This window comes from Nonomuraea roseoviolacea subsp. carminata (assembly GCF_024172185.1).
In the GTDB taxonomy this organism is placed as follows: domain Bacteria; phylum Actinomycetota; class Actinomycetes; order Streptosporangiales; family Streptosporangiaceae; genus Nonomuraea; species Nonomuraea roseoviolacea.
Genome location: NZ_JAMZEC010000001.1, coordinates 4,721,874 through 4,744,462 on the forward strand (window position 1 = coordinate 4,721,874; position 22,589 = coordinate 4,744,462).

17 protein-coding genes are annotated in these 22,589 nt (G+C 71.9%); 12 read left to right on the forward strand and 5 right to left on the reverse strand.

Translation table 11 applies throughout. The features are described from left to right. Positions 1 to 11: 11 nt before the first annotated feature. Entirely contained in the window at positions 12 to 845 is an 834-nt protein-coding gene (rsmI, locus tag HD595_RS22075) for a 16S rRNA (cytidine(1402)-2'-O)-methyltransferase (protein ID WP_253771936.1), read from the forward strand. 25 nt (positions 846 to 870) lie between these two features. Beyond that, entirely contained in the window at positions 871 to 2,451 is a 1,581-nt protein-coding gene (locus HD595_RS22080; RefSeq protein WP_253771938.1) for a dolichyl-phosphate-mannose--protein mannosyltransferase, read from the forward strand. Here the strand turns inward: HD595_RS22080 and HD595_RS22085 are convergent. Beyond that, the gene (locus tag HD595_RS22085; RefSeq protein WP_253771940.1) at positions 2,387 to 3,928 is read right to left on the reverse strand and encodes a hypothetical protein; all 1,542 of its coding nucleotides are present in this window, start codon (positions 3,926 to 3,928) and stop codon (positions 2,387 to 2,389) included. The two genes, HD595_RS22080 and HD595_RS22085, sit on opposite strands and share 65 nt — an antisense overlap. Positions 3,929 to 4,027: 99 nt before the next feature. Here HD595_RS22085 and HD595_RS22090 point away from each other — a divergent pair, with 99 nt between their 5' ends. From HD595_RS22090 to HD595_RS22100, 3 genes are read left to right on the forward strand one after another with little or no spacing between them, the layout of a single operon-like run. Next, the gene (locus HD595_RS22090) at positions 4,028 to 5,299 is read left to right on the forward strand and encodes a glycosyltransferase family 2 protein (protein WP_253771942.1); all 1,272 of its coding nucleotides are present in this window, start codon (positions 4,028 to 4,030) and stop codon (positions 5,297 to 5,299) included. A gap of 57 nt (positions 5,300 to 5,356) precedes the next feature. Continuing rightward, complete coding sequence (metG, locus tag HD595_RS22095) at positions 5,357 to 7,138, forward strand: methionine--tRNA ligase (RefSeq protein WP_253771944.1); 1,782 nt, start codon at positions 5,357 to 5,359, stop codon at positions 7,136 to 7,138. Between the two features lie 2 nt (positions 7,139 to 7,140). Continuing rightward, on the forward strand, positions 7,141 to 8,007 hold the full coding sequence (locus tag HD595_RS22100) for a TatD family hydrolase (protein WP_253771946.1): 867 nt from the start codon (positions 7,141 to 7,143) through the stop codon (positions 8,005 to 8,007). Position 8,008: 1 nt separating this feature from the next. Here HD595_RS22100 and HD595_RS22105 read toward each other — a convergent pair whose 3' ends face one another. Both HD595_RS22105 and HD595_RS22110 read right to left on the reverse strand, forming a co-directional pair. Continuing rightward, positions 8,009 to 9,235, reverse strand: a complete 1,227-nt coding sequence (locus tag HD595_RS22105) for an FG-GAP repeat protein (protein ID WP_253771948.1) — start codon at positions 9,233 to 9,235, stop codon at positions 8,009 to 8,011. Beyond that, positions 9,232 to 11,241, reverse strand: a complete 2,010-nt coding sequence (locus HD595_RS22110) for a serine/threonine-protein kinase (protein ID WP_253771950.1) — start codon at positions 11,239 to 11,241, stop codon at positions 9,232 to 9,234. The genes HD595_RS22105 and HD595_RS22110 overlap by 4 nt, the downstream gene beginning before the upstream one ends. Before the next feature lie 70 nt (positions 11,242 to 11,311). On the opposite strand from HD595_RS22110, the gene rsmA reads away from it, so the two are divergent. The 3 genes from rsmA to HD595_RS22125 all read left to right on the forward strand — a co-directional run bounded on the left by rsmA (position 11,312) and on the right by HD595_RS22125 (position 15,088). Then, the gene (rsmA, locus tag HD595_RS22115) at positions 11,312 to 12,196 is read left to right on the forward strand and encodes a 16S rRNA (adenine(1518)-N(6)/adenine(1519)-N(6))-dimethyltransferase RsmA (RefSeq protein WP_253771952.1); all 885 of its coding nucleotides are present in this window, start codon (positions 11,312 to 11,314) and stop codon (positions 12,194 to 12,196) included. 1,093 nt (positions 12,197 to 13,289) lie between these two features. After that, entirely contained in the window at positions 13,290 to 14,177 is an 888-nt protein-coding gene (locus HD595_RS22120) for a C40 family peptidase (protein ID WP_253771954.1), read from the forward strand. 338 nt (positions 14,178 to 14,515) lie between these two features. Further along, on the forward strand, positions 14,516 to 15,088 hold the full coding sequence (locus HD595_RS22125) for a GNAT family N-acetyltransferase (RefSeq protein ID WP_253771956.1): 573 nt from the start codon (positions 14,516 to 14,518) through the stop codon (positions 15,086 to 15,088). A gap of 62 nt (positions 15,089 to 15,150) precedes the next feature. On the opposite strand, the gene HD595_RS22130 is transcribed toward HD595_RS22125, so the two are convergent. After that, positions 15,151 to 16,113, reverse strand: coding sequence for an arginase family protein (locus HD595_RS22130; RefSeq protein ID WP_253771958.1), 963 nt, complete (start codon positions 16,111 to 16,113; stop codon positions 15,151 to 15,153). Between the two features lie 387 nt (positions 16,114 to 16,500). Between HD595_RS22130 and HD595_RS22135 the strand changes: the two genes are divergently transcribed. Together HD595_RS22135 and HD595_RS22140 are read left to right on the forward strand one after the other, a co-directional pair. Then, positions 16,501 to 17,403, forward strand: coding sequence for a 4-(cytidine 5'-diphospho)-2-C-methyl-D-erythritol kinase (locus HD595_RS22135; RefSeq protein ID WP_253771960.1), 903 nt, complete (start codon positions 16,501 to 16,503; stop codon positions 17,401 to 17,403). Positions 17,404 to 17,834: 431 nt separating this feature from the next. Then, positions 17,835 to 19,649, forward strand: a complete 1,815-nt coding sequence (locus HD595_RS22140) for an ABC-F family ATP-binding cassette domain-containing protein (RefSeq protein WP_253771962.1) — start codon at positions 17,835 to 17,837, stop codon at positions 19,647 to 19,649. Between the two features lie 21 nt (positions 19,650 to 19,670). On the opposite strand, the gene HD595_RS22145 is transcribed toward HD595_RS22140, so the two are convergent. Then, positions 19,671 to 20,171 carry a MarR family winged helix-turn-helix transcriptional regulator gene (locus HD595_RS22145; RefSeq protein WP_253771964.1) on the reverse strand — a complete coding sequence of 167 codons (501 nt, stop codon included), beginning with the start codon at positions 20,169 to 20,171 and terminating at the stop codon, positions 19,671 to 19,673. A gap of 56 nt (positions 20,172 to 20,227) precedes the next feature. Between HD595_RS22145 and HD595_RS22150 the strand changes: the two genes are divergently transcribed. Both HD595_RS22150 and HD595_RS46830 read left to right on the forward strand, forming a co-directional pair. Continuing rightward, positions 20,228 to 21,010 (forward strand): trans-aconitate 2-methyltransferase, encoded by a 783-nt coding sequence (locus tag HD595_RS22150; protein ID WP_253771966.1) that lies wholly within the window; start codon positions 20,228 to 20,230, stop codon positions 21,008 to 21,010. A gap of 73 nt (positions 21,011 to 21,083) precedes the next feature. Then, positions 21,084 to 22,574, forward strand: coding sequence for a CYTH and CHAD domain-containing protein (locus HD595_RS46830; protein WP_253771968.1), 1,491 nt, complete (start codon positions 21,084 to 21,086; stop codon positions 22,572 to 22,574). Positions 22,575 to 22,589 lie beyond the last annotated feature (15 nt).

Sequence of the window (22,589 nt, forward strand, 5' to 3'; positions counted from 1 at the left end):
ACAATGGCCGCGTGAGAGAAGACGGCAGGCTGGTGCTGGCGGGGGCCCCGATAGGCCAGGCGGGGGACGTCTCACCGCGGCTTCGCGAGGTGCTGGGCAGCGCCGACGTGGTCGCCGCCGAGGACACGCGGCGGCTGCGCAGGCTGGCCGCCGACCTCGGCGTCGAGATCGGCGGCCGGATCGTCTCCTACTACGACGCCAACGAGGCCGGCCGCGCCCAGGAGCTCATCGAGACGCTCAAGGAGGGCCGCACGGTCGTCGTCATCACCGACGCCGGGATGCCGGGCGTGTCGGACCCCGGCTACCGGCTGACCCGCCTCGCGGTCGAGGAGGGCGTCACGGTCACCGCGCTGCCCGGCCCGAGCGCCGTCACCACCGCCCTGGCCGTGTCCGGGCTGCCCAGCGACCGCTTCTGCTTCGAGGGCTTCCCGCCGCGCAAGACCGGCGAGCGCGCCCGCCGTCTGTCGGCGCTGGCCGGCGAGGAGCGCACGATGGTGTTCTTCGAGGCGCCGCACCGGCTGGCCGAGTCGCTGGAGGCGATGGCGGAGGCGTTCGGCGCCGAGCGGCCCGCGGCCGTCTGCCGCGAGCTGACCAAGACCTACGAGGAGGTGCGCCGCGGCGGCCTGGCCGAGCTGGCCGCGTGGGCGGCCGGCGGGGTCAAGGGCGAGATCACCGTCGTGGTGGCGGGCCACGTCTCCGACGAGGGGCCGCCCGACCTGGAGGCGCTGGTCGCGGAGGTGGAGCGCCGGGTCGCCGCCGGCGAGCAGCGCAAGACCGCCGTCGCGGAGGTCGCCAAGGCCGCCGGGATGCCCAAGCGGGAGCTCTACGACGCCGTGCATCGGTGATCTCTCACCCTCTAGGGTGCAGTTCGTGAAGAACTGGGGGGTTTCACCGAGCAGGCTCGTGCCGCCGATGCAGGGAACTCCGCTGTGGGGCTGGCTGGCCCCGATCCTCGTCGCCGTCTTCGGCGGGATCCTGCGCTTCACCCGCCTCGGCGAGCCCCGCGCCGTCGTCTTCGACGAGACCTTCTACGTCAAGGACGCCTACTCCCTGCTCACTTTCGGCGTCGAGCGCCACACCGTCGGCGACGTCAAGAACCCGATCGCCGACCGGCGCATCCTGGCCGGCAACCTCGACATCTGGAAGCACTGCCCCGAGCCCTCCGACTGCGCCGCGTTCGTCGCGCACCCGCCGCTCGGCAAGTGGATGATCGGCGTCGGCGAATGGCTGTTCGGCATGAACCCGTTCGGCTGGCGCTTCGCCGCCGCGGTCGTCGGCACCCTGTCGATCCTGATCATCGCCCGGGTGGCGCGGCGGATGACCCGCTCGACGCTGCTCGGCTGCCTGGCCGGTCTGCTGCTCGCGCTCGACGGCCTGCATCTCGTGCTGTCGCGCACGGCGCTGCTGGACATCTTCCTCATGTTCTGGGTGCTGGCCGGGTTCGCCTGCGTCGTGGCCGACCGCGACTGGGCGCGGGGCCGGCTCGCCGCCTGGTGCGAGACCCACCCGCTCACCTCGTACGGCCCCCGGCTCGGGTTACGGCCCTGGCGCGTCGCCGCGGGCGTCTGCCTGGGCGCCGCCTGCGCGGTCAAGTGGTCCGGGATCTTCTTCCTCGTCGCGTTCGCCGTGCTCAGCTTCGCCTGGGACATGGGGGCCAGGCGCGCCGCCGGGCTGCGCGAGCCGTACAAGGGGGCCCTCGCGCTCGACCTGCCGCAGGCCGGCGCGGCGATGGCGCTCGCCCCCGCGCTCACCTTCGTCGCGTCGTGGGCGAGCTGGTTCGCCCGCGACGGCGGCTACGGGCGCGGCTGGGAGCAGGCAACCTCGTCCGGGCCGCTGTTCTTCGTCGTCGACTCGGCGCGGTCGTGGCTGAAGTACCAGGTGCAGGTGCTCGGCTACCACACCGGGCTCGACCTCTACCACCCGTACATGTCGGAGCCGTGGACGTGGCCGGTGCTGTTCCGGCCGGTCCTGTTCGCCCAGGAGAGCGGGAAGACCGGCTGCGGCGCCCGCGAGTGCACCGAGACCGTGATCGGCGCCGGCACGCCCGTCCTCTGGTTCGCCGCCTGGCTCGCCCTGCTCGGGTGCGTCGTGTGGTACTCCTCCGCCCGCGACTGGCGGGCCGGCGCGGTGCTGCTCGCCGTGGCCGGGGGCTGGCTGCCGTGGTTCTACTACGCCGTCGCCGACAACCGCACGATGTACCTGTTCTACATGATCCCCGTCGTGCCGTTCATGGTGCTCGCGGTGACGTTGGTCGCCGGGCTGGCGCTCGGGCGGCAGGACGCCCCGCCCGGCCGGCGCGCGGCCGGCGCCGCCGTCGCCGGCGCGCTCGCCCTCGTCGTGCTGATCAACTTCTGGTGGCTGTACCCCGTGCTGACCGGCGAGGCGATCACGCAGGCACAGTGGTGGGCTCGGATGCTGATGCGCTCGTGGGTCGAGGCCGCCCCCAAGTGATGCCCCGGCGCAGCATGATGCCCGCCGCGATGCAGGCCAGCGGCACCGCGGGCAGCACGTACCGGTAGTCGAACTCCGCCGTCGCCGCCGGCGCCAGCAGCAGCCCGAACGCCCCGAGCCACGGCAGCGCCACCGGCCCGCCGACCCTGCGCCAGCGCACCGCCACGCCGTACAGGCCGACCAGCATGATCCCGCCCAGCATGATGCCGCGCAGGTAGAACACGTCCTGGTAGCTGCTCATGATCCCCGCCCAGGGCGCGACGATGCGCGTCTCCGGCGGGCCCTGCTCGTAGGAGAACGCGTCGGTGTCGGTGCGCCCCTGGTAGGCCGGCCAGTTGGGCAGCCGCTTCGGCCGCCCGTTGGTGTCGAGGTCGTAGTACGGGCGGAACTCGTACATGTTGAACGTCGCCGCGTCGGGGAACTGCGGCCGGCCCCAGTTGAAGGCGCGGAAGAAGTCGCGCCCCACCACCTTCAGGTAGTCGCCCGGCTGCGACAGGATCGCCCGCGTGGCGAACGCGCTCGCCGCCTCGTTGGTGATCTCGGTGAACTTCTTGCCGGTGCCCCACCGGTGCAGCACCTCGCCGGTGCCCGTGCCGCCGCCGCCCTGGCCCCACAGGTACCACTGGGCGTAGTCCTTGCGCTGGTCGACCGGGTCGTTGATGCACAGCAGGAGAAGCTGGATCTCCTTGTACTTGTCGATGTTCATCTTCGAGCAGTCGGCGAAGATGGCCGTGCGCATGTACAGGATCAGCCCGTCGCTGTTGGTCATGGCGAACTTGCCCACGCTCGCGGCGAACCAGCCCATGTAGCTGAGGATCGGCACCGCGCAGGCCACGACGACCGCCACGACCGCCTTCCAGCTCGTCCGCTTGACCACGAGGTAGGCCACGACGAGCGCGAGGATCGGCAGCCCGATCGAGCGGGTCAGCCAGGTCAGGGCGAGCAGCAGCCCCACCACCGCCCCGATCTTCCACGACATCCGCCGGTGCCACAGCACCAGCGTGACCACACCCACGACCAGCAGCATGAACATCGAGTCGGACATGATGAGCTGTTCGAGCTGGATCTGGTAGGCGTCGAACAGCACCGGCGCCGCCGCGAGCGTCGCCCCCCACTTCGGCAGCCCGAACCTGCGCCGCAGCAGCGCGTAGATCAGCGCGGCCGTGGCCAGCCCCATCAGGTGCTGGGTGAACACCACCAGGGAGAAGCTGTGGAACGGCTTCAGGAGCAGCATCCAGAACCCGTAGCCGCTCGGCCTGATCGGGTGCGGCCGGGGGTGCAGCGCCACCGAGACGTACTCGTAGGAGTCGTTGAACCACATCGCCGGCCCGTATCCGAGCATGGTGACGAGCCGCAGCACCCCGCCCAGGGCGAAGGCCACGGCGAACACCTGATGACGGCGCAGGAAGGCCAGCGCGCGCGCCGTCCGGCCAGGGGCGGAGTGGTCCACAGGGGTAATCTCCGCGACGCTCACCATGCTGTAAAGAATGCCAGCCGTTTCTAGGACTTGCCGCGACCAAGTCTGGGCAGAGGGCATGATGGTGTGCTGGATGTGTCCTAACTGAAGGGTTGAGACGTGGAACTGACGGTGGTCATGCCCTGCCTCAACGAGGCCGAGACCGTGGAAGTCTGTGTGCGCAAGGCATTGGCGTGCATGGAGGAGCACGGCATCGAGGGCGAGGTGCTGATCGCCGACAACGGCAGCACGGACGGCTCTCAGCAGATCGCCCGCGACGCCGGTGCCCGTGTGGTCCACGTCGACGAGAAGGGCTACGGCAACGCCCTCATGGGTGGCATCAGGGCCGCCCGCGGCAAGTTCGTCATCATGGGCGACGCCGACGACTCCTACGACTTCACCGCGCTGCTGCCGTTCGTCGAGCAGTTGCGCGACGGCGCGGACCTGGTGATGGGCAACAGGTTCCGGGGCGGCATCGCGCCGGGCGCCATGCCCCCGCTCCACCGCTACCTCGGCAACCCGGTGCTGTCGTTCATCGGCCGGCTGTTCTTCCCGTCGGCCATCGGCGACTTCCACTGCGGCCTGCGCGGCTTCCGGCGCGACTCGATCCTGCGCCTGCAGCTCCAGACCGGCGGCATGGAGTTCGCCTCCGAGATGGTGGTCCGCTCCACGCTGTCCGGACTCGACGTGCGGGAGGTGCCCACCACGCTGTCGCCCGACGGCCGTTCCCGCCCGCCGCACCTGCGCTCCTGGCGCGACGGCTGGCGCCACCTGCGCTTCCTGCTGCTGTACAGCCCCAAGTGGCTGTTCTTCTACCCCGGCCTGGTCATGATGGCGATCGGCCTGGTCGCCGGCACCGCCCTGACCTTCGGCCCGGTCGAGATCGGCGAGCTGGCCTTCGACGTCGACACCCTGGTCGGCGCGTCGGCCGCGGTGGTGATCGGCTTCCAGGCGGTCCTGTTCGCGGTCTTCACCAAGGTGTACGCCGCCGAGGAGGGGTTCCTGCCGGAGTCGCCGCGCATCCGCAAGCTCATCGACATCGTCACCCTGGAGAAGGGGCTCGTGGCCGGCGGCCTGCTGGCCGTGGCCGGTCTCGTTGGCCTGGTGATGTCGCTGGTCCACTGGCAGGTCCGCAGCTTCGGCGAGCTCGACCCGCGCGAGTCGCTGCGCATCGTCGTGCCCTCCGCCACGGCGCTCGTCATGAGCTTCCAGACCATCTTCGCCGCGCTGTTCGTCAGCATCCTCGGCATCCGCCGCACCCGCGAGACGCCCGCCGACGTGGCCGCCAAGGTCGCCGAGGAGGCCGCCGAGATCGTCTCCCGCGAGCAGGCCGAGCAGACGACCGGCGAGCAGGCCGGGCAGACGCCGCGCGAGGACACCACCACCCGTTGATCCGGCGGGGCGGAAACCGGTTCGAGGTGCCCGCCCCCGCCCCGTAGGCTTGGAACCATGTCCCAGCACATCTTGACCGCCGTCGCGTGGCCGTACGCCAACGGCCCTCGCCACATCGGGCACGTCTCCGGATTCGGCGTGCCGTCCGACGTCTTCAGCCGCTACCAGCGGATGGCGGGCAACAAGGTGCTGATGGTCTCCGGCACCGACGAGCACGGCACGCCCATCCAGGTCCAGGCCGACAAGGAGGGCGTCACCGCCAAGGAGCTCGCCGACCGCTACAACCGGGTCATCGCCGAGGACCTCACCGGCCTGGGGCTGTCCTACGACCTGTTCACGCGCACCTCGACCCGCAACCACTACGCGGTCGCGCAGGAGATCTTCAAGGGCCTGTACGACAACGGCTACATCTTCCCCAAGACCACGATGGGGGCGATCTCGCCGACCACCGGGCGCACCCTGCCCGACCGCTACATCGAGGGCACCTGCCCCATCTGCGGCTACGACGGCGCGCGCGGCGACCAGTGCGACAACTGCGGCAACCAGCTCGACCCGATCCAGCTCATCAACCCCAAGAGCCGGATCAACGGCGAGACCCCGGTCTTCACCGAGACCGAGCACTTCATGCTCGACCTGCCCGCCTTCGCCGAGGTGCTCGGCTCCTACCTGCAGTCCAAGCAGGGCGACTGGCGGCCCAACGTGCTGAAGTTCGCCCTCAACCTGCTCGGCGACCTCCAGCCGCGGGCCATCAGCCGCGACCTCGACTGGGGCGTGCCCATCCCGCTCGACGGCTGGCGCGACCAGCCCAACAAGCGGCTGTACGTGTGGTTCGACGCGGTCGTCGGCTACCTGTCGGCCTCCATCGAGTGGGCCCGGCGCTCCGGCGACCCCGACGCCTGGCGCCAGTGGTGGCAGAACCCCGACGCCCGCGGCTACTACTTCATGGGCAAGGACAACATCGTCTTCCACGCCGAGATCTGGCCGGCGATGCTGTTCGGCTACAACGGCCAGGGTGCGCGCGACGGCCGGCCGGGCTCGCTGGGCAAGCTCGACGTGCCGTCCGAGGTGGTCTCCAGCGAGTTCCTGACCATGGAGGGCCGCAAGTTCTCCTCCTCGCGCCAGGTCGTCATCTACGTGCGCGACTTCCTCGCCCGCTACGACGCCGACGCCCTGCGCTACTACATCGCCGTGGCCGGCCCGGAGACCCAGGACACCGACTTCACCTGGCAGGAGTTCGTCAACCGCAACAACGGCGAGCTGGTCGCCGCCTGGGGCAACCTGGTCAACCGGTCGATCTCGATGGCCGCCAAGAACTTCGGCCAGATCCCCGAGCCCGGCGACCTCACCGACGCCGACCGGGCGCTGCTCCAGCGCTCGCGCGAGGCGTTCGGCCCGGTGGGCGCCGAGCTGGGCCGCTCCCGGTTCAAGAACGCCATCACCGAGGCCCTCGACGTGGTCCGCGACGCCAACCGCTACCTCGCCGAGCAGGAGCCGTGGAAGCTCAAGGACGACCCGGAGCGGCAGAAGTCGATCCTGCACGTCGCCCTCCAGGTCGTCGACGACGCCAAGACCATGCTCACGCCGTTCCTGCCCGGCTCGTCCAACAAGGTCCACGCCATGCTGGGCGGCGAGGGCGTGTGGTCCGGCATGCCGGAGATCCGCGAGGTCGACGAGGACGGCGGCGCCCCCTACCCGGTGATCACCGGCGACTACGACGACGGGGCCCGCTGGGAGCACCGGCCGATCCGGCCGGGCACCCCGCTCGCGCCGCCGGTGCCGCTGTTCAAGAAGCTCGACCCCAAGGTGGTCGACGAGGAGCTGGCCCGGCTGGGCGAGTGACCGTGAGCAAGCCCCCCGCCGCGCCTCCCGTCGCGCCAGAGCCGCTGCCGGCTCCGGTGTTCGACAGCCACTGCCACCTCGACGTCATGGTGGGCGACCGGCAGGCGTCCTCAGGCGACCCGGTCGCCCAGGCGGCGCAGGCCGCGTCGGCCACCGTGAGCGGCATCCTCGACGCCGCCCGCGCCGTCGGCGTCACCCGGCTCGTCACGATCGGCTACGACCTGCCGTCGTCCCGGTGGAACGCCGAGGTGGCGGCCGAGCACGCCGACATCCACGCCGGGGTGGCGATCCACCCCAACGAGGCGCACGCCGCCACCCCCGAGGCGCTGGCCGAGATCGAGGAGCTGGCCGGCCGGCCCGAGGTGCGCGCGGTGGGCGAGACCGGCCTCGACTACTTCCGCGACTGGGCGAGCCGCGACGACCAGCACGCCTCGTTCCGGGCGCACATCGAGATCGCCAAGCGCACCGGCAAGGCGCTGGTCATCCACGACCGCGACGCCCACGCCGACGTGCTCAAGGTGCTGGCCGAGGAGGGGGCGCCGCCGGTCGTGGTGTTCCACAGCTTCTCGGGCGACGCCGAGATGGCCGCCGAGTGCGCGGCGGCGGGCTACTACCTGTCGTTCTCCGGGCCCGTCACCTACAAGAACGCCGGCTACCTGCGCGAGGCGGCCCGGGTGGCGCCGGTGGAGCTCATGCTCGTCGAGACCGACGCCCCCTACCTGCCGCCGGTGCCGCACCGCGGCAAGCCCAACGCGCCCTACCTGATCCCGCTGACCCTGCGCTGCCTGGCGGAGGTCAAGGGGATCGAGCCGGGCGCGCTGTGCGAGGCGATCGACGCCAACGGGGTGGCCGTCTTCGGCGCGTGGTGACCTAGCCGCCCAGCGACATCCCGAAGTCGGAGCCGTTCGCGGGCTGCACGTCCTGCGGCTCCTCCGCGTTGCGGCCGGCCACCGCGACCTTCCCGTACGGGGCGGCGTCGGGCCGGCCCACGTACAGCTTGTTGCCGCTGAAGGCCAGGGCGTAGCCGGCGAGGCCGTCCGCGGCGGGGAGCACGCGCTCGTCGGCCGGGCTGCGGAAGGACACCACGCGCACGCCGCCGCCGTACGGAGCCCCGACGGCCAGCCTGCCGTCGGCCGAGGCGGCCAACGAGAAGCCGAACGCCTGCTTGCCGCCCTGCCGGACGGTCCTCAAAGGCGCGAGCTTGGGGTCCAGGAGCTGCACGTAGCCGGGGCCGGGCGCGCTCGCCGCGAGGCCCGCGCCGTCGGCGTACGCCACCGCGTAGCCGTACCGGTCGCCGTCGGCGTCGGTGGGGGAGTCGAGCTTGACGCCCGACAGCCTGGACGCGAGCGCGTCCTCGATGACGACCACCGACCCCGAATCGATCTTGCCGGTGCCGACCTGACGGCCCGCGCCGTCGTCGTTCTCGTACGGCACGCCCACGATGAGCTGGTTGCCCGCGCCGAAGGCCAGCGCCCAGCCGAACTGGTCGCCCACCTCGCCGTTGCCCGGCACCTCCGGCGACTCCTGGCTGATCCGGCGCGGCCGGCCCTCGCCCTTGGCCACGTACACGGCGCCCGTGTCGGCCAGCCGGGCCTCGTCCTCGTACGGTGCGCCGATCGCCACCAGGTCGCCCTTGCCGGCCACGGACCAGCCGAAGTGGGCGTCGCGCTGCGGCTCGGCGGCGGTGAGCTGCCGGGGCGGCGCCGCGCCCCCGCCGTACACGACGTAGGCGGCGCCCGCGTCCTCGCTGCCGCGCACGTCGGTGAACGGCGCGCCGACGACCAGGTCGGCGCAGGCGTCGGCGTTGACCTTGGCCAGCCGCACCGACCAGCCGAACCCGTCCCCCCGCGCCAGACCGGGCACCGGGACGGGCACGACCTTCTGCCCGGAGATCACGTGGACGGCGCCCTTGTCGCCGTCGGCGAACGGGTCACCCACGGCCACGTCGTCCACGCCGTCACCGTCGAAGTCGCTGGGGCCGGCGCAGGCCGCCTTCTCGGTTTTCGCGTGTACGGTGGCGGTCGCGGGATCGGCCATGCCCACGGCCGTCGTGGACAGCATCACCGCGGCGAGGACCGCCGCGCGCAGGATGATCACAGCCTGACCTCCACCTGTCGGCCCCCCTTGAGCAGGGTCGCCGTGAGCCGGACGGGAGTGCGGTAGAGAGGCAGGTCGAAGACGTATGCCCGGTCGAGGCGGCCACCAGGCGCGATCACGTCGGGAAGCTGGACCGGCGCGGGCTCGTGCCGGCCGCCCTGGTCGTCCACCAGCGACACGGCCGGGCTGCCGATCTCCCGCAGGGCGCCCCCCGGGTTGATCATCGACCAGCGCACGACGCAGAGCTGCCCCTGGGTCTGCCGCGTGCCCTCGTACTCCTTCAGCCCGCACGTCGGCGCGGTCGCGACCACCAGCACCGGGTCGTCGAACGACGCGCCGAGCGGGAACCGGCGACCGAGATCGGCCGGCTGCCGTTGCGCCGCCGGGGAGGCGCTGCGGGTACGGGTGGGCGAGCCGGCGTCGCGGGGAGAGGTGGTGATGAGGACCGCCGCGGTGACGGCGATGGCGAGAACGGCGGCGCCCGCGGCGATGAGCCAGCGGGTGCCGCGGGGACGCCGGGCCTGCTGGTCCTGGGGCGGGATGGTGTCGGAGGTCTCCAGGGGGCGTGAGAGGGCTGCTCGCGGCTCACCGCGGGCGGCCTCGACGCCTGCGCCCCCGGCCTGGCTCTGTGCCCGGCCCTGTGCCTGGGCCTGGGCGTCCCACTGGGCGAGCTGCTCGCGTGCGGCCAACTCCTCGCGCCGCGCCAGCTCCTCCTCGGACAAGGCGCCCGGCTTCTCCACCCGGGTGGGCCCCGAGGCGGGGCCGGCCGACACCGAGCCTCCAGGCGTCGAGGTGCGCGACGCCGAGCCTTTCGCACTAGGCCCCGAGGGGGGCGTAGAGGGGGAGACGGGACCCGAGGGGGACGTAGAGGGTGAGACAGGACCCGAGGGAGGCGTAGACGGTGAGACAGGACCCGAAGGGGACGTAGAGGGTGAGACGGGGCCCGAGGGGGATGTGGAGGGTGAGACGGGACCCGGCTGGGCGACAGACGTCGAGACGGACTTCTTCGATGGGGAACTCGGCGTCGCCAGGGTGTCGGCCGGCGGAGGGGTGGCGAAGGTCGCGGTGATGTCGGGCTCGTCCACCACGTTCTGCGGCGCCTGCCACTCGCTCATCAGCTCGGTGGCCACCAACGTCGGCGGATCCGCGGCCGGAGCCGTGGCCGCCGCCCCCGCGCCGGGGAGCCCGCCGCCGACCAGGGCGATCACGAGTTCCTGCGCCGAGGGCCGCTGGGTGGGGTCCATCGAGGTCGCCCGCCGTACGAGATCGTTGAGCGGGGCGGGAAGCGTGCCCAGCTCCGGGGCCGAGTGCAGCACCCGCGAGGCCAGCGTGATGACGTCACCCCGGCCGAACGGATGGCGCCCGTTGCCCGCGTAGGCGACCAGGCAGCCCCAGGCGAAGATGTCCACGGCCGGGGTGATCGTCTCGCCGCGTACCTGCTCGGGAGCCCACCAGCCCGGACTGCCGAGCAGCTCGCCGGACAACGTGAACCCGGTCTCCCGGTCCAGCGCCCGCGCGATGCCGAAGTCGATCACGCGCGGCCCGGACAGGGAGAGGATGACGTTGGCCGGCTTGAGGTCGCGATGGACCAGCCCCGCCACGTGGATGGCGGCCAGCGCCGCCGCGACGCCGAGCGCCACGCCGTGCAGCGGGCCGGGGTCGAGCGCGCCGTACTGGGAGATCTGGGCCGACAGGGGGGTGCCCGCGATGTACTCGGTCACCATGTACGGCCGGCCGTCGCCGGTGTTGCCGTTGTCGAGGACCTGGGCGGTGCAGAACGAGGCCACCCTGCGCGCGTTCTCCACCTCGGCGTGGAAGCGGACCGCGAACCCCTCCTGGTTGGCGAACTCCGCCTTCACCACCTTGACCGCCACGAACCGCCCCGTGGGAGCGCGGGCCAGGAACACGGTGCCCATGCCGCCCTCGCCGAGGCGGCCGAGTAACCGGTACGGCCCGATCTCCCGCAGATCCGTCGGGCGAAGGGGTGCGGCGCCCGTTGGCTCCATCAGGGACGTCCCTTCCTGTTCCACGCCATCCTCCCCTGTGGTCCCCCCGTACGCCATCGCACGTTCTTCGATGCGGGAGACTGGTTGGATGATGAGGCTGCTGGGCCCAACAGAAATACGTATTTTGGCGGACAAGCTAGATCTTCGTCCCACGAAGAGGCTGGGACAGAACTTCGTCATCGACGGGGGTACCGTCCGGCGCATCGTACGGGCAGCGGACCTGTCGCCGGAAGACGTGGTGATCGAAGTGGGGCCCGGCCTCGGATCGCTCACCCTGGCGTTGCTGCCGTCGGCGCGGCACGTGGTGGCCGTCGAGATCGATCCCGTGCTGGCGACCCAGTTGCCGCTCACGGTGGAGGAGCGCGGCCTCGGCGACAAGCTGACCGTGGTGGCGGCCGACGCCATGCGCGTCTCCCTCGCCGACCTGGGCGGCCACACGCCCACGGCGCTGGTGGCCAACCTGCCGTACAACGTGGCGGTGCCGGTGGTGCTGCACCTGCTGGAGGCGTTGCCGTCGCTGGAGAAGGGCCTGGTCATGGTCCAGTCCGAGGTGGCCGACCGGCTCGCGGCGGGGCCGGGCTCCAAGGTGTACGGGGTGCCGTCGGTGAAGGCGGCCTGGTACGCGGACGTCCGCCGGGCGGGACCGGTGGGGCGCACGGTCTTCTGGCCGGTGCCCAACGTGGACTCGGGCCTGGTCTCGCTGGTCCGCCGCGACCCGCCGGCGACGAAGGCGACGCGGAAGGAGGTGTTCGCGGTGATCGACGCCGCGTTCGCCCAGCGCCGCAAGACCCTGCGCGCGGCACTGTCGTCCTGGGCCGGCGGCCCACCGGCGGCGGAGGAGGCCCTGCGGGGGGCGGGCGTGGACCCGTCGGCCCGCGGCGAGCAACTGGACATCCACGCCTTCGCCCGCATAGCGGAACACAAGCCCCAGCCGTCAGCGTCTCCCGACCGGTGACCGGTGACCGGTGACCGGTGACCGGTGACCGGTGACTGGTGGCCGGTGACTGGTGACTGGTGACTGGTGACCGTCGCGGGGCCGAGGCGAGCGGTGCCAACCCCTCACCCCCGAGCCCCCAACGACTCCCCCCACCGACCGCCCACCCAACACCGCACCCCGACGCTCACCGCACCCCGTCGCACACAAGACCCCTGCGCATACCGGTCTCTTGTCGACTGCCGGGGCCCCAGCTGCTGCCCGGTGACTGCCGAGACCCTGCACCTACAGGGACCTTGGGCTATCTGAACCTCGGGCCTTCCTGAAACCTGGCATGGCCCGAGGCCCGCCCGCGACACTCGGTGCCGGCCCGCCCAACAACACCGAGGCGCTTTTCCACAGACGTGCCTCGGCTCCGCCACCTATCCCCAGAACCCCGCTCGGCTCCCCGCCCGCACCGACGCCCAGACGATCCTGGGGCCTCCATCCTTCACCCGCACCGGAGGCCCCCATGTCCCCCCGCCCCGTCCACGCCCTGTCCCCGCTCTGCCGCACCTCAGTGGCGATCAGCGGCGGCCTGCTCGCCGGCCTCACCGCCCTGCCAGCCCCGGCCTCCGCCACCCCCACGACCCAGCCGTGCTTCGGCACGGTCACACTCTCCAAGACGTACGCAGGGCTCCTGAACAACCGGCACCTGACCCACCTGGACACCCTGTCCAGCAGACCCCGCCACCTCAAGAGCACCGCCCGGCAGATCCTCTTCGCAGCCCGCCCAGGCGGCCTCGCCAAGGGAGAGGTACGCCTAGTGGTGACTCTCCCTCCTCAGGCGTGCAAGGGAAGCCCACCTCTGACGGCGGCCCTCGATCGAGCAGGCATCACCACCACCCCGAGGACGCCCCTCCCTCCCGCATGGTGGCCACTGTGGCCCTACCAGGCCACGCCCCAAACGGCCCTCTGGAGGACACACCCGCTGTGGCAGATCCTCCACAAAGACGCATCCGACCACCGCAACGCACCGCAAGACCCCGAAGACCTCACACACCAGCTCTCGGCCCTCCTCATACCCCCGACCTACGGCCAGCCCTTCCGAGAGCCGCAGCCCACCCAAGAGACTTTGAGCACCGGCCTGCCGAGCACCTCGACAAGCCAAGACCCGCACAGCTATGCACCCCCGCCTCACAGGCCGCCCGCAAACCCCCAAAAGGCGACACCCGACCACGAGGCCACCCAGGACCAAGACGCCACCCCGGATCAGGGCGCCACCCCCTATGAGGGCTCCACTCCCTACGAGGTCGCCATCGAAGGCCAGGGCGCCATCCCAGGCCAGACCGTCAAACCGGACCAGGCGGTCACACCCGACGAGGAAGCCACCCGCGACCAGGGATCCAAGTCAGAGCGCAAGGCCAAGTCGGAGCACAAGGGCAAGTCGGAGTGCAAGGCCAAGCCCGAGCGCAGAACGACGTCAGACCGCAAAACGACGTCAGAGCGCGGAGACGAAGCACGCTGCGGAGGCAAAACAGCCCGTGAAGACGCATCGGACCCCGAAGGCGAGTCAGGCCGCGAAGGCGAGTCAGGCCGCGAAGCGACCCGCACCAGCGGCGAAATCGCCGTAGCAGCAGCCCTCAACCAGCTCGGCACCCCCTTCTCCTGGGGCGGCGGCTCCTCCACAGGCCCGACCAGAGGCGTCGGCCGGGGCGCCGGCACCACAGGCTTCGACTGCAGCGGTCTCACTCTGTACGCCTGGTCCAAGGCAGGCGTGAAGCTGGGCCACTACACCGGCTCCCAATTCCGCCAGGGCCGCAGCGTGCCGGTGACCGCCCTGCGCAAGGGCGACCTCGTCTTCTTCGGCGGAGGCACAGGTGACCCCACCCACGTTGGCCTCTACCTCGGCGACGGCATCATGATCCACGCCCCCAAGACAGGAGACGTGGTACGCAAGACCAGCTTCCTCGACTCACCCCACTACCGCCCCCGCTACCGAGGCGCCGTCCGCCCAGGCTGACTCTGGCCCGAAAGGCACGCAGGGGACCACCACAACACAAGACCCCACAAGCAAGGTCCTCGCAACGCGGGCGCTACGCGCCTGTCGGCTCGGGCAGCCTCCCGGGGGGAACCAAGCTTCCCTGAACCCCCTTGCCGGTGGCCTCCGGCCCCCCGACGGTGAGGCGCTTCCACATGATCAATCGGTGACCATGGAAACGCATCGCCGAAAGAAGGGAAACCATCCCACGAACAACATCTCGCGCCAATCAGCCCCCAAACGCCGCCCCTGCTGCCCGGCGAATGCTGCTGCTCCGGCAAAACCAGCCGGCGCCGGGCGCAGGCCGCGATAATCGGCGCGTGCCCTTGCTTGTTCAGCCATCGCTACCCGCCGGCAGCATGGCGGTGCTCGCACAGCCCTCGTTCTCAGCCGACGGCATCCTGGTACGGCCGTGGCGGCGATCAGACCAGTCTGCCGTGCTGGCTGCCTATGACGATCCCGCCATCCAACGCTGGCACTGCCGGACCATGACCGACCAGGAGGCGCGGGATTGGATCGCCTCCTGGCCAGGGCGTTGGCGTGCGGAGACAGGCGCGGGATGGGCCGTGGTCGACGCGGGAGAGGTCGTCGGCCAGGTGAGCCTGCGCCGGCTCGACTTCCGGGATGGGACCGCCGAAGTGTCGTACTGGATTCTACCGGAGGCACGTGGCCGTCGTATCGCTCGGCGAGCTCTGTCCGCTCTGACCACATGGTCCTTCGAAACCCTGGGGCTCCACCGCATGGAGCTGAACCATTCGACGGACAACATGGCGTCGTGCCGGGTGGCGCAGGCGGCGGGGTTCGCCGTGGAGGGCATCAAGCGTCGCGAGGCTCTCCACGCCGACGGGTGGCATGACATGCACATGCACGCCCGCCTCGACACTGACGGCTAAGCGTCACATCCTTGAGCGGCCGCTGACGGCTAAGCGTCACGTCCCTGAGCGGCTGCTGACGGCTAAGCGTCACGTCCTTGGCGGGCGCAAGCCTCCACCAGCGCCTTGACCAGGGGCTCCAGGAGAGCCTGGTCCTCGGGGCGGGAAGGTTCGTACTCGGTGATGCCGAGCCCGACCACCTCGAAGCGGTCCGCCGTCGCCTGGACCATGGCGAGGAGCTGGTCCGGCTGGAGCCCGCCGGAGGCCGGGGAGCCGACGCTGGTGAAGGTCCCCGGGTCGAGCACGTCCAGGTCGATGTGGATGTACACGGCCGGGCCCGCTGCCTGGCCGTCGTGGTCGGGGAGCGCCGTGTCGTGGGTGGGAGACGGGGAGTCGTGGGTGGAGGACGGGGAGTCGTGGGTGGAGGACGGGGAGTCGTGGGTGGGAGACGGGGAGTCGTGGGTGGAGGACGGGGAGTCGTGGGTGGGAGACGGGGAGATGTGGGCGGGCGGGAGTGCGGACGCGATCGCCTCCGTCAGGGCGGCCGGGTCCGGGCCGGTGACCCGCCCGATGCCCGTGGCCTCGATGAACGCGGTCTCGCCCGGGTCCAGGTCGCGGACGGCGGCGAGCACGATCCGGCGCGGGTCCAGCGGGTCGTCCGCCACCAGCCCGGCGGGGCCGTCGCCCGTCAGCGCGCGCAGGACCATGCCGTGGAAGGCGCCCGACGGCGACGTGGCCGGTGTGTTGAGGTCTCCGTGCGCGTCGAACCAGACGACCACCAGCCGGTCGCCGTGACGCCGCATCGCCTCCGCCACGGGCTCCAGCTCGACCCCGCAGTCGCCTCCCGCCGTGACCACGAAGCCTCCGGCCGCCGACACCGCCGACCGTACCCGCGCCGCCGTCTCCGGCAGGTCGTCGTCATCGACCTCCACGCGTACGCGGTGAGCGGCGGGCACCATGTCAGCCAGCAGCTTCGCGCCCTCCCGGAGCCGCTCGGCCGTGGGCGCGCCGGAGCCGCGCCACTGCGGGACCTCCACAACCGTCACATCAGCCTTCGCCGCGATCGTCCGCGCCACCATGCCTCCCCACCAGTCCACCGAGCACACCGAGCCGGTCAAGTCCGCCGACCCCACGTGTTCACCGAGTCCGTCGAGCGCACCGAGCCGGCCGAGTCCGGCGACCCACCGGGCACGCTGACGCCGAGCCGGCCAAGTCCGCCGACCCCACGTGTTCACCGAGTCCGTCGAGCGCACCGAGCCGGCCAAGTCCATCGACCCAGTCGGCAAAACCCCAGTTCAGCACATAACCGTACAATGGCGCACACTCCCGCGGGGATCTCCCGGTCACTTCCCGCAGAACCCGCGTGACCGGGCTACGCGCCCGTATACCATCGGGTGTCCTTCCCGGCAGGCGATGAGAGTGGCAGAAGATTCATGAGTTCGGTGACCGTACGGGTGCCCGCGAAGGTCAACGTCCAGTTGTCCGTGGGGCCGCTGCGCGAGGACGGCTATCACGACCTGGTCAACGTCTTCCACGCCGTGTCCGTCTTCGACGAGGTCGTCGCCAAGGAGTCCGAGTCCATCACCGTGTCGATGGCGGGCGACTGGGCCGAGCAGGTGCCGGTCGATGACGGCAACCTCGCCATCCAGGCCGCCCGCGCCCTCGCCAAGCACGCCGGACGCACCTACGGAGCCCAGCTCGTCATCCACAAGTCCATCCCGGTCGCCGGTGGCATGGCCGGGGGCAGCGCCGACGCGGCGGGCGCGCTGGTGGCGTGCAACGAGCTGTGGGGTCTCGGCCTGCCGCTGGAGGACCTCATGGAGATCGCCGCCGACCTGGGCAGCGACGTGCCGTTCTCCCTGCTGGGAGGGACGGCGGTCGGCACCGGGCGGGGCGAGCGGCTGAGCGATGTGCCGACGGGCGGGCAGTTCCACTGGGCGTTCGCCGTGGCCCGGGAGGGTCTGTCCACCGCCAAGGTGTACGCGGAGTGCGACCGGCTGCGTGAGGTGGCGGGTGTCGAGGTGCCGTGGCCCCAGCTGAGTGAGCCGCTGCTGGCGGCCCTGCGCACCGGCGACGCCGCGGCGCTGGGCGGACAGCTCGGCAACGACCTCCAGGCCGCGGCGCTCTCCCTGCGTCCCGACCTGAGCGACACGCTGGAGGCGGGCCGCCGGGCCGGCGCCCTGGGCGCCCTCGTGTCCGGCTCCGGCCCCACCTGTGCCTTCCTCGCCACCGACGCCGACCACGCCCAGCGCCTGGCCGACACGCTGTCCCACCTGCCCACCTGCCGCACGGCCCTCGCCGCCCACGGCCCCGTCCCGGGCCCACGCCCCGCCTGAGGCCGCCCAGCATCTGAGGGCCGTCTCTCGTCCGGAGGCCGCCATGGCTCGGTTCGGGGTGCACGTCCCGCCTAAGGCCGCCCAGCATCTGAGGGCCGTCTCTCGTCCGGAGGCCGCCATGGCTCGGTTCGGGGTGCACGTCCCGCCTGAGGCCGCCTAGCATTTGAGGGTCGGCTGTCCTCCTGAGGCCGCCATGGCTCCGTTCCGGGTGCGCGCCCCGCTTGGGGCCGCCCTCGTGTGAGGGCCGCTCCTCCTGAGACGGCCACGGCGCTTTCGCTGTCCCACGCCCCGCCTGACGCCGGGGGCGCACGGACGTACGGGCGTACGGCGGGACCGGCCCCCCGAGCCACCGGCCCCGGAGCCACCGGCCCCCCGTCGCCACCGGCCCACGGGATCGCTACCCCCGTGAGGGCCGATACGCTGATGGGGCCATGAATCTGGTCAATCTCGAGTCCGTCTCCCACGCCTACGGCCCCAAGCCGCTCCTCGACGACGTCTCCCTCGGCGTCGGCGCCGGTGAGCGCATCGGCGTCGTCGGCCGCAACGGCGGTGGCAAGACCACGCTGATGTCGGTCATCGCCGGTGTCGTGAAGCCCGACAGCGGCCGCGTCACCCACACGCGCGGCCTGCGCGTGGGCCATCTCTCCCAGCGCGACGACCTCGACCCGGGCCTGCCGGTGCGCGAGATCGTGCTCGGCGATCGCGCGGAGCACGAGTGGGCCGGCGACCAGGCCGTCCGCGAGATCCTCGCCAACCTCATCGGCGACCTCGACCTGGACGCCAGGGCGGGCGAGCTGTCCGGGGGCGAGCGGCGGCGCACGGCGCTGGCCCGGCTGCTCATCGACGAGCACGACCTGATCATGCTGGACGAGCCCACCAACCACCTCGACATCGAGGCGATCGCCTGGCTGGCGGCGCACCTGTCCGGGCGCAAGAGCGCGCTGGTGGTGGTGACGCACGACCGGTGGTTCCTCGACGCCGTGTCCACCCGCACGTGGGAGGTCGTGGACGGCCGGGTCGAGCGCTACGAGGGCGGATACGCCGCGTACGTGCTGGCCAAGGCCGAGCGGGCGCGCATCGCCCAGGCCGCCGAGGAGCGCCGGCAGAACCTCATGCGCAAGGAGATCGCCTGGCTGCGGCGCGGCCCGCCCGCGCGCACGTCGAAGCCGAAGTTCCGCATCGAGGCCGCCCAGGCGCTCATCGCGAACGAGCCGCCGCCGCGCGAGAGCGTCGAGCTGGTGAAGTTCGCCACGGCGCGGCTCGGCAAGACGGTGTACGACCTGGAGGACGTCACCCTGCACGCCGGCGGTCCCGGCGCGGGGCCGCTGGTGCTCGACCGCACCACGTGGCAGTTCGGGCCGGGTGACCGCATCGGGCTGATCGGCGTGAACGGCTCCGGCAAGTCCTCGGTGCTGCGCCTGCTGGCGGGCACGGTGGAGGCCGACTCGGGCCGGGTCGTACGCGGCAGGACGGTGCGGCTGGCGCACCTGTCGCAGGAGCTGGCGGAGCTCGACCCGACGCGGCGCGTGCTGGAGACGGTCGAGGAGATCCGCAAGTACATCCAGGTCGGCAAGAAGGAGTGGACGGCCTCGCAGCTGCTCGAACGCCTCGGGTTCAAGGGCGACGCGCAGTGGAAGGTCGTCGGCGACCTGTCGGGCGGCGAGCGGCGGCGGCTGCAGCTCCTGCGGCTGCTCATGGACGACCCGAACGTGCTGCTGCTCGACGAGCCGACCAACGACCTCGACATCGAGACGCTGAACGAGCTGGAGGACCTGCTCGACGGCTGGCCGGGCACGCTGATCCTGGTCAGCCACGACCGCTACTTCCTGGAGCGTGTCACCGACCGCTCGGTGGCCCTGCTGGGCGACGGGCGGCTGTCACTGCTGCCGGGCGGGGTGGACGAGTACCTCGAACGGCGGGCGGCGGGCGCCGCGCTGACGGCCCGCACCGGCCTCGGCGCGACCACCGAGGGCGCGAAGGACGCGCTCGACGGCGACGGCCCGGCGGAAGCCCCCGCGGGGCTGTCGGCCAAGGAGGAACGGGAGCTGCGCAAGGAGCTCAACCGCCTCGAACGGCAGCTCGACAAGCTGGGCGAGCAGGAGACCAAGCTGCACGCGGCCATGGCCGAGGCGGCGGCCGACTACGAACGGCTCGGCTCCCTGGACGCCCAGCTACGTGACGTGCTGACCCAGAAGGACGAGGTCGAGGCGGCCTGGCTGGAGGTCGCCGACCGCCTCGGCGACTGACCCCCCGGACAAGGCGGTGGGTCAGGAGTCGAACGGGGCCAGGAGGGTGCGGAGCAGGCCGGCCAGCGCCCGCTGCTCCTGCGCCCCCAGCCCCGCCAGCAGCTCGTGCTCCCTGCGCAGCAGCCCGGCGAACGCGGCGTCGACCCGGTCGAGCCCGGCCGGCGTGAGCGACACGAGCACCCCGCGCCGGTCCTCGGGGTCGGGCCGGCGCACCACGAGCCCGGCCTGCGCCAGGCGGTCGATCCGGTTGGTCATCGTGCCGGAGGTGACCAGCGTGGCGCGCAGCAGCGCCCCCGGGCTCAGCTCGTACGGCTTGCCGGCCCGGCGCAGCGCCGTCAGCACGTCGAACTCCCACGGTTCGAGGCCGTGCTCGGCGAACGCGGCACGTCGTGCCCGGTCAAGGTGTTTGGCCAGCCTCGATACGCGGGAGAGCACCTGGAGGGGCTCGACGTCGAGGTCGGGCCGTTCGGCCCGCCAGGCCGTGACGAGCCGGTCCACCTCGTCCTGCGCATCCTGCGTCATGACATCGAGTGTACTGTCTTGACATCGAGATATGTGTCTCGATATCAATTATCTTTATGTCAAGAGATATCTGGGATCCCACAACCTACGCCAGGTTCGCCGACGAGCGGTCGCGCCCGTTCCACGACCTGCTCGCCCGCGTGGGCGCCGAGCAGCCCGACTACGTCGTGGACGCGGGCTGCGGCAGCGGTGAGCTCACCCTCGAACTGGCCCGCCGCTGGCCCGGCGCGACCGTCGAGGGCTTCGACTCGTCCCCGGCGATGATCGCCAAGGCGCGGGAGCTGGGCGGCGCGCCGAGGTTCGCCGTCGCGGACGTGACCATGTGGCGGCCCGACCGCCCGGTGGACGTCCTGGTGTCCAACGCCGTGCTCCAGTGGGTGCCCGAGCACCGCGACGTGCTCGAACACTGGGTGGACGCGCTCGACGAGGGCGGCTGGCTGGCCTTCCAGGTGCCGGGCAACTTCGACGCGCCCAGCTACCGGGCGATCCGCGAGGTGTGCGCCACGCCGCGCTGGGCGGAACGGCTCGGCGCCATCGACCTCGCCGGCGGGGTCGGCGACCCGGTCGAGTACCTGGACCTGCTGTCGGCGTTCGGGCTCCGGGTCGACGCCTGGGAGACCACGTACACGCACGTGCTCCAGGGCGAGGACGCCGTGCTCAACTGGATCTCCGGCACCGCCCTGCGGCCCGTCTTCGACCGGCTGGACCCGAGCGAGCACACCGCCTTCACCAACGACCTCGCGCCGCGCCTCGTCGAGGCCTATCCGGCCAAGGACTACGGCACGCCGTTCCCGTTCCGCCGGATCTTCGTGGTCGCCCACAAGGCCGCCGATCAGTAGCCGATCGGGACTCATGTGATTCTCCACCTCATAGTGGCATGATTGTTATAAATCTGGACCTTTGTGAGGTGCGGTGGGCATCGAGATCGAGGACAAGTTCGACGTACCCCCCGACTACACGATTCCGGACCTGAGCCGGGTCGGCGAGGTCGTGGGGCCGAAGACCCACACGCTCGTGGCGCTCTACTACGACACCCCCGACCTGCGCCTCGCCGCGCACGGCGTCACCCTCAGACGCCGCAGGGGCGGCGACGACGCCGGATGGCACCTCAAGCTGCCCAAGGCCAAGGGCGCCCGCCAGGAGATCCACCACCCCCTCACCCGCAGCGTCAGGGTCGTGCCGGACGAGCTGGGCGAGCTGGTCCGCGCCTACACGCGGGGAGCCCCGCTCCAGGCGGTCGCCGAGCTGGAGACCCGCCGGAGCGTCACGGTCGTCCGCCAGGGCGAGCGGCGACTGGTGGAGGTCGCCGACGATCGCGTCAAGGGCACGGTGTTCGGCGAGGCGTCGCGGATCGTCCGCTGGCGCGAGGTCGAGGCGGAGTTGCTCGACGGTGACGCGCAGGTGCTCGCCAAGGTCGGCAAGCGGCTCCGCAAGGCGGGCGCGACCCCGGCCGGCGCGTCCAGCAAGCTGCTGAGGCTCCTCGACGTGCCCGCGCCCCGCCGGGCCGCGACCGACCCGGGCAGCGCCGGCGAGGTGGTGGTCGGCTATCTGGCCTCCCAGGTCGCCGCGCTGCTCGCGCAGGATCCCCGGGTACGGCGCGCCGAGGAGGACGCCGTCCACCAGATGCGGGTCGCCTCGCGGCGCCTGCGCAGCGCGCTCAAGGCGTTCAAGAAGATCGTCGGGAGCGGCGACCACCTCCAGGACGAGCTGAAGTGGCTCGGCCTGGTCCTAGGCGAGGCCCGCGACCTGGAGGTGATCCGGGAGAGGTTCGCCGGGGAGCTGTCGGGGCTCGCGCCCGAGCTGGTCACCGGCCCGGTCCTGGCCAGGCTCGGCGACGGCCTGCGCGAGCGCGAGGCACAGGCGTACGGGCGGATCCGCGCGGCGCTCAGCGGCGACCGCTACTACCTGCTGCTCGACGCCCTGGACGAGCTGACGGCGGCGCCGGAGCTGGGCAAGCGCGCGGCCGGGCCGGCGGCGGAGGAGCTGCCCGCCGTGGCCGCCGCGAACTGGGAGCGGGTGGCGCGCCGGTACGGCGCGGCCCAGGAGATCACCGAGCCGGAGGGCCACGAGACGGCCATGCACGACGTGCGCAAGGCGGCCAAGCGCGCCCGCTACACCGCCGAGGCGCTCCAGGACGTCCTCGGCCCCGGTGCGGAGCGGCTGGGCAAGCTGGCCGAGGGCGTCCAGGACGCGCTGGGCGAGCACCAGGACGCGGTGGTCGCGCAGCAGACCCTGGCCGAGGAGGCGCGGGCCGCCCGCGAGGCGGGGGAGGACACCCTCACCTACGGCGTGCTGATCGGCCTGGAGCGCGCCCGCGCCGACCGGGCCCTGGAGGACTTCCCCGAGGTGTGGGACCGCACGACCGGCGAGGTCGGCAAGGCGCTCAAGAAGCTCGCACCCTGACCGGACGTCAGAAGG

What these genes read in the sequence shown, in the direction of transcription:
- rsmA (WP_253771952.1), top strand. Translation starts at nt 11,312, where the DNA reads ATGCGGGAGACTGGTTGGATGATGAGGCTGCTGGGCCCAACAGAAATA.
- metG (WP_253771944.1), top strand. Translation starts at nt 5,357, where the DNA reads ATGTCCCAGCACATCTTGACCGCCGTCGCGTGGCCGTACGCCAACGGC.
- HD595_RS22140 (WP_253771962.1), top strand. Translation starts at nt 17,835, where the DNA reads ATGAATCTGGTCAATCTCGAGTCCGTCTCCCACGCCTACGGCCCCAAG.
- HD595_RS22110 (WP_253771950.1), bottom strand. Translation starts at nt 11,241, where the DNA reads ATGGAGCCAACGGGCGCCGCACCCCTTCGCCCGACGGATCTGCGGGAG.
- HD595_RS22145 (WP_253771964.1), bottom strand. Translation starts at nt 20,171, where the DNA reads ATGACGCAGGATGCGCAGGACGAGGTGGACCGGCTCGTCACGGCCTGG.
- HD595_RS22150 (WP_253771966.1), top strand. Translation starts at nt 20,228, where the DNA reads ATGTCAAGAGATATCTGGGATCCCACAACCTACGCCAGGTTCGCCGAC.
- HD595_RS22135 (WP_253771960.1), top strand. Translation starts at nt 16,501, where the DNA reads ATGAGTTCGGTGACCGTACGGGTGCCCGCGAAGGTCAACGTCCAGTTG.
- HD595_RS22085 (WP_253771940.1), bottom strand. Translation starts at nt 3,928, where the DNA reads ATGGTGAGCGTCGCGGAGATTACCCCTGTGGACCACTCCGCCCCTGGC.